This window comes from Coprococcus sp. ART55/1, assembly GCF_000210595.1.
In the GTDB taxonomy this organism is placed as follows: Bacteria; Bacillota; Clostridia; order Lachnospirales; family Lachnospiraceae; genus Coprococcus; species Coprococcus aceti.
On sequence record NC_021018.1, the window covers coordinates 465,817 to 470,626 of the forward strand.

The 4,810-nt window shown below is 41.9% G+C and carries 5 protein-coding genes and 2 pseudogenes; all 7 read left to right on the forward strand.

What is annotated here, in order from left to right:
- Window positions 1-135 precede the first annotated feature (135 nt).
- The gene (locus CCU_RS02270; protein WP_243440835.1) at window positions 136-645 is read left to right on the forward strand and encodes a site-specific integrase; all 510 of its coding nucleotides are present in this window, start codon (window positions 136-138) and stop codon (window positions 643-645) included.
- Window positions 638-2,155: a tyrosine-type recombinase/integrase gene (locus tag CCU_RS02275; RefSeq protein ID WP_015533402.1), complete on the forward strand. Its 1,518-nt coding sequence runs from the start codon at window positions 638-640 to the stop codon at window positions 2,153-2,155. Before CCU_RS02270 ends, CCU_RS02275 begins: the two co-directional genes overlap by 8 nt.
- Window positions 2,121-2,504: a DUF6262 family protein gene (locus CCU_RS02280; protein ID WP_015533403.1), complete on the forward strand. Its 384-nt coding sequence runs from the start codon at window positions 2,121-2,123 to the stop codon at window positions 2,502-2,504. The genes CCU_RS02275 and CCU_RS02280 overlap by 35 nt, the downstream gene beginning before the upstream one ends.
- A gap of 286 nt (window positions 2,505-2,790) precedes the next feature.
- Complete coding sequence (locus CCU_RS02285; protein WP_015533404.1) at window positions 2,791-3,213, forward strand: cupin domain-containing protein; 423 nt, start codon at window positions 2,791-2,793, stop codon at window positions 3,211-3,213.
- A 25-nt stretch (window positions 3,214-3,238) separates the two neighbouring features.
- A pseudogene (locus tag CCU_RS02290) lies at window positions 3,239-3,560 on the forward strand (carboxymuconolactone decarboxylase family protein); the annotation flags it as partial.
- A 120-nt stretch (window positions 3,561-3,680) separates the two neighbouring features.
- Window positions 3,681-3,953, forward strand: a pseudogene (locus CCU_RS02295) (cupin domain-containing protein); the annotation flags it as partial.
- Window positions 3,954-4,330: 377 nt separating this feature from the next.
- A complete protein-coding gene (locus tag CCU_RS02300) occupies window positions 4,331-4,777 on the forward strand; it encodes a YunG family protein (RefSeq protein ID WP_015533406.1) in 447 nt (148 codons plus the stop codon).
- Window positions 4,778-4,810: the final 33 nt, after the last annotated feature.

Sequence of the window (4,810 nt, forward strand, 5' to 3'; positions counted from 1 at the left end):
ATGCATCGTATTACTTGGAAAACAGATCCCAGTCCACCATGACAGAAGTGTGGAAGAGGATGTGTATATGGAAATTATCCAAAACCTCTCACAGTTTCCTGAACACCTGAGAAAGATGTTTTACATCTCTGGTGTGTGGGACTCCGGATCAGTGAGGTCTGCACCTTAAAAGGGGATGCGTATTATATCCAGAATGGTGACTGCTGGATGAAGGTCTACCAGGTGAAAATGAAAAATTATAAAAGGGTTCCCATTCCGGTAACATTGTATCGTCTGATGCAGGTTTATCTGAAAAAGCACCCTACCAAAAAAGAAGCATACATTTTTCGGAATCGGAAAGGTGGAGCATTTTCCAAAAGCACCTTCATGGGGCAGATGAAAAAATACTGCTCCCAGATAGGCATACAGAATGGAGAATATATTTTTAAGTCTCATGATTACCGACATACCGTAGCAACCAATTTTTATGAGCATGGCGTATCAATCCAAAGCATCCGGGACTATCTGGGACATACGTTTGAGGAAATGACCATGCAGTATATAGATTATATGCCAAGAAAAATTGCTAAAGAAAATGACGCATACTTTGAGGAAGAGGAAAGCAGCCTGCTTGCCTGTATGCAGAAAGGAGAGAAGCATGGATAATAAACTGAAATTCCAACAACTGGAATGTTATAAGCTGGCTACCGATGAGCAAAAGGAAAAGCTGAATAAGGAACAATATTTTGATCTGGATAAACTGCCGGAAAACCAGCTTCAGACAGAATTTGTCGAATACATTTACTACCGTGGAACGCAGGTATCCATCCTGACCATAAAAAGGGAAAGGCATTATTTTAACAGCTTATGTGAATTTTTTCAGAAGTCATCCCATCAGGAAAACAGCCTGCTTGACAGAGAAAAAGACTTCTGGATAAAGCAGTTGAAAATGTGGATGATACAAAACGGTAGGGCTTTGACGAAGCATAAAGTGACGAACATTCAGACTGAATCGGTGGAAAAAGCTGCCCTGATCCGGTATTTTGAAAGCCTTCTGGAATTTACACTGGACCGATCAGAAACCAATGAGCTGGCAAAGGATATCTGGCATCTGGAAAGGCTTCCGCTTATCCTGCGGACAAATCCGATTGTCAACCATAAGACACTAAATTTCAGAGGAATCCGGCAACCAGATATTCGGGAAGAAGTAAAAAAAGCAATTTACCATCATCTGAAAACCGAAGCCCTTGGCAGTATAAAACGTGAACTGTCCGCCATGAATAAATTTTCAAAGTATTTGGATGAAAAGCATTCCAAGATCAGCACCTGCGAAGAGATTGACCGGGAGATCATAGAACAATTTTTAATCAACATCAAGGTAGAATCAAACGGAGGGAATGGCATCCGGGATGACCTGCTAAAGCTTCGAAATGTGCTGGAAACAATCGGAAAAATTTATGATTTTCCACATCTTACAAAACTGTTTTTAAAATCTGATTTTCCGCCAGAACGGAAAGCAGAATTCAAATCTTATTCGGACAGTGAGCTGAAAAGACTGAATGCCCAGATTGTAAAAATGGAAGAGCAGATAGCAAGGGCAATGATCATCCACCAGATGCTTGGAACCAGAATTTCCGACACGCTGACCTTGCGGAAAGACTGCCTTTATAAACATGACCGTCAGGATATGATTATCATATACCAGCCGAAAACAAGAAGATATGAAAAACCGATCAGCCGGGAGCTGGCACAGCTGATTGGAAAGGCAGTCAGTTATGCAAATGAGCATTATCCTGAAAGCATTTATATCTTTGCGGACGAGAACAAACCGGAGAGACCAATCAGTTACCAAACCTTGCAGGATAAAGTGCTTCGAATGATCTATGAAAAAGATATCCGAGATGACAGCGGGAAATTATTCGGATTTGGAACGCATATGTTCCGGCACTGTTATGGGGTAAAGCTGACAGAACTCCATGTGGATGATTGGACCATAGCAAAGCTCCTGGGTCATAAAGGAGTGAAAAGCGTCCAGTACTACCGGAAAATGAGCAATCAGAGACTGGCAGATGAGACAAGGGAAGTAAGAAATCTTATGTCACAGATTATCTTAGCAAATCTGGACGGATGGGGAGAAGAATATGAGCAAATACGACAAGATGCTGGAATTGAATAAAAGAAAGAGCGAAGAAAAAGTGGAACGGGCAGTCCTGACAATACGGACAATGGTGTTGGAGAGAGAAAAGGTGTCCGTACCAGCACTGATGCAAAAGACTGGTTTATCTAGAGGATTCTTTTACAAGAATCCGATTGTAAGAGGTGAGATTGATGCAGCAATGGAACAGCAGGCTGGTATGGTGGATCCAAGGAGAAACATTATCAGTCAGGCGATGGAAGCGGAAATGAATCTGCTCCGGCAACAGCTACAGAAACTGAAAAGCGAAAATGAGAATCTAATAAAGGAAAACCAGAAGTTAAAAAAAGCACTATCCAAGAAAGAGTTGAATCTTATCAAACAGATTTAAGCTATATCATAATGCAAAGTAGGTCTGCCAGAATACAGCAGATCTGTTTTGCATTGTGATATAGAAACAGATTATGCTTAAAAGGCATTAAGCAACCCATAATAATGGGTATTGGACATAGAAAGCAATATGGGAGTATGATGATACCGATAAGAAATAGAGTGTACCTGAAATGCAAACTGTCACAGAAAAATTATGAACTTTATGTAAAAAGTTGCAAAATCTATTGACCTAGAGCTTACTTCAGGTTGTACCATAAAATAAAAAGAGCAAGGAGGAATTTTTTATGGATATCGAACAGATGAAAAAAGACTTAGGTGGAGGTAACGTATTTCCAATCGGTGAAGAAAACGTAGCATTCGCAAAGTATTTTACAGGTGAATGCTATTTGAATATGCTTACAACAGAGAGAGTACCAGTTGGTCTGGTTACTTTCGCTCCGGGAACAATCAATGCATACCACATCCATCATAAAGGTGGACAGATCCTTCTGGTTACTGGTGGAAGAGGATGGTACCAGGAAGAAGGAAAACCAGCTCGTGAATTGAAAGCTGGAGATGTAGTAAATATTTCACCAGAAGTAAAACACTGGCACGGGGCAGCGAAAGACAGCTGGTTCCAGCATCTGGCTGTTGAAGTTCCAGCAGAGGGAGCTTCCAATGAATGGCTTGAGTTTTTACCGGAAGAAGAGTATGACAAATTACCATAAATAAGAAAGATGGAGGTTTGATATCATGGCAAAGATCACACAGATAGCAGGAAGAAATGCTCTGGGAACATTTGCACCAGATTTTGCACATTTTAACGATGACATTCTTTTCGGAGAGAACTGGAATAACGAAGATATTGATTTAAAAACAAGAAGTATCATCACAGTTGTAGCACTGATGGCACAGGGAATCACAGATTCCTCTTTGAAATTCCATTTACAGAATGCAAAGGATCATGGGGTAACACAGAAAGAGATCGCAGCAATCATCACTCACGTAGCATTCTATGCAGGCTGGCCAAAAGGCTGGGCAGTCTTTAATCTTGCAAAAGAGGTTTGGAATGAGGACGAAGCAGAGAAATAACCTGGCAGAAACTGCTCGTCATGAAAGGGTCGCACAAAACACAGACGTGTATGCCGTTAAAGCCCGTAACTATAAGGGATTGCGGAGGGGTAGTCCAGTTTTCTGCCGTAACAATTGGCATATCCATCATGCAAAGAGCGGCGGCGGCCAGATACTTGTGTGTGTCGGCGGACGCGGATATTATCAGGAGGAGGGCAAGCCTGCAGTGGAGATGAATCCAGGCGACTGCATCAACATTCCTGCTGAGGTAAAGCACTGGCACGGCGCAGCTCCTGACAGCTGGTTCAGCCATATTGCAATCGAGGTTCCAGGCGAGGAGACATCAAATGAATGGTGCGAGCCTGTGACGGATGAGGAGTACGGAAAGCTTCAGTAGAGCTGTAGTAGATAACGCAAGTGACAATATCATATGAATATATATAGGCCATCCTGGTATAAATATGATTCGCGGTTGAATGCGAATGGATATTTATATTCAGGTGGCTTTTTGTTTCGACAAGAGCCTTGACGGATATATGATAACCACTGTACCTTAAGGGCGGCGGTGTGGTAAGATGTAAGATAGAAAATATTGGAGTGCTAGAAAATACTGTGGAATAATACCGTATATTAAATACTGAGAATTTACAGTGTGAGTGATATAATGAAGCAAGAAAGTTGATGTAAGGATGTTGATGTAATGGAGGCAGCTGGACAAAAGAAGTATTGAATGTAGAAGTATGATGGAATAATGTAGTATCGAAGGTGAGATGGATGGACAACGGAAAAAAGACATACAATTTCTGGGGCTGGAAGAATGCAGATGCACCGGCCATCACAGATGAATATCCGGGGATAAATACCCCAACAGATCTATACGATGCGCTGAGTCATATCTGGTGTGCAGACACCTGTGCGCCGAGGATGAGGGACAGATGGACAAAGGATAACATGACGCTGGGGCAGTGTTCCATCACTGCTTTTCTGGCACAGGATATATTTGGCGGAAAGGTGTACGGTATAAAGAGACCGGGTGGAAACTATCATTGTTACAATGTGATAGGTGACTGCGCTTTTGATCTCACAAGCGAGCAGTTCGGCGATGAAGTCTTGAATTACGAGGATAATCCAGAGCAGCAGCGGGAGGTACATTTTGCAAAGGAAGAGAAAAGACTGAGGTATGAGTATCTGAAGGCTGCGCTCGGAGAATATACAAAATGATGTAGATAACAAATATGACATTCTGAAAAAGAG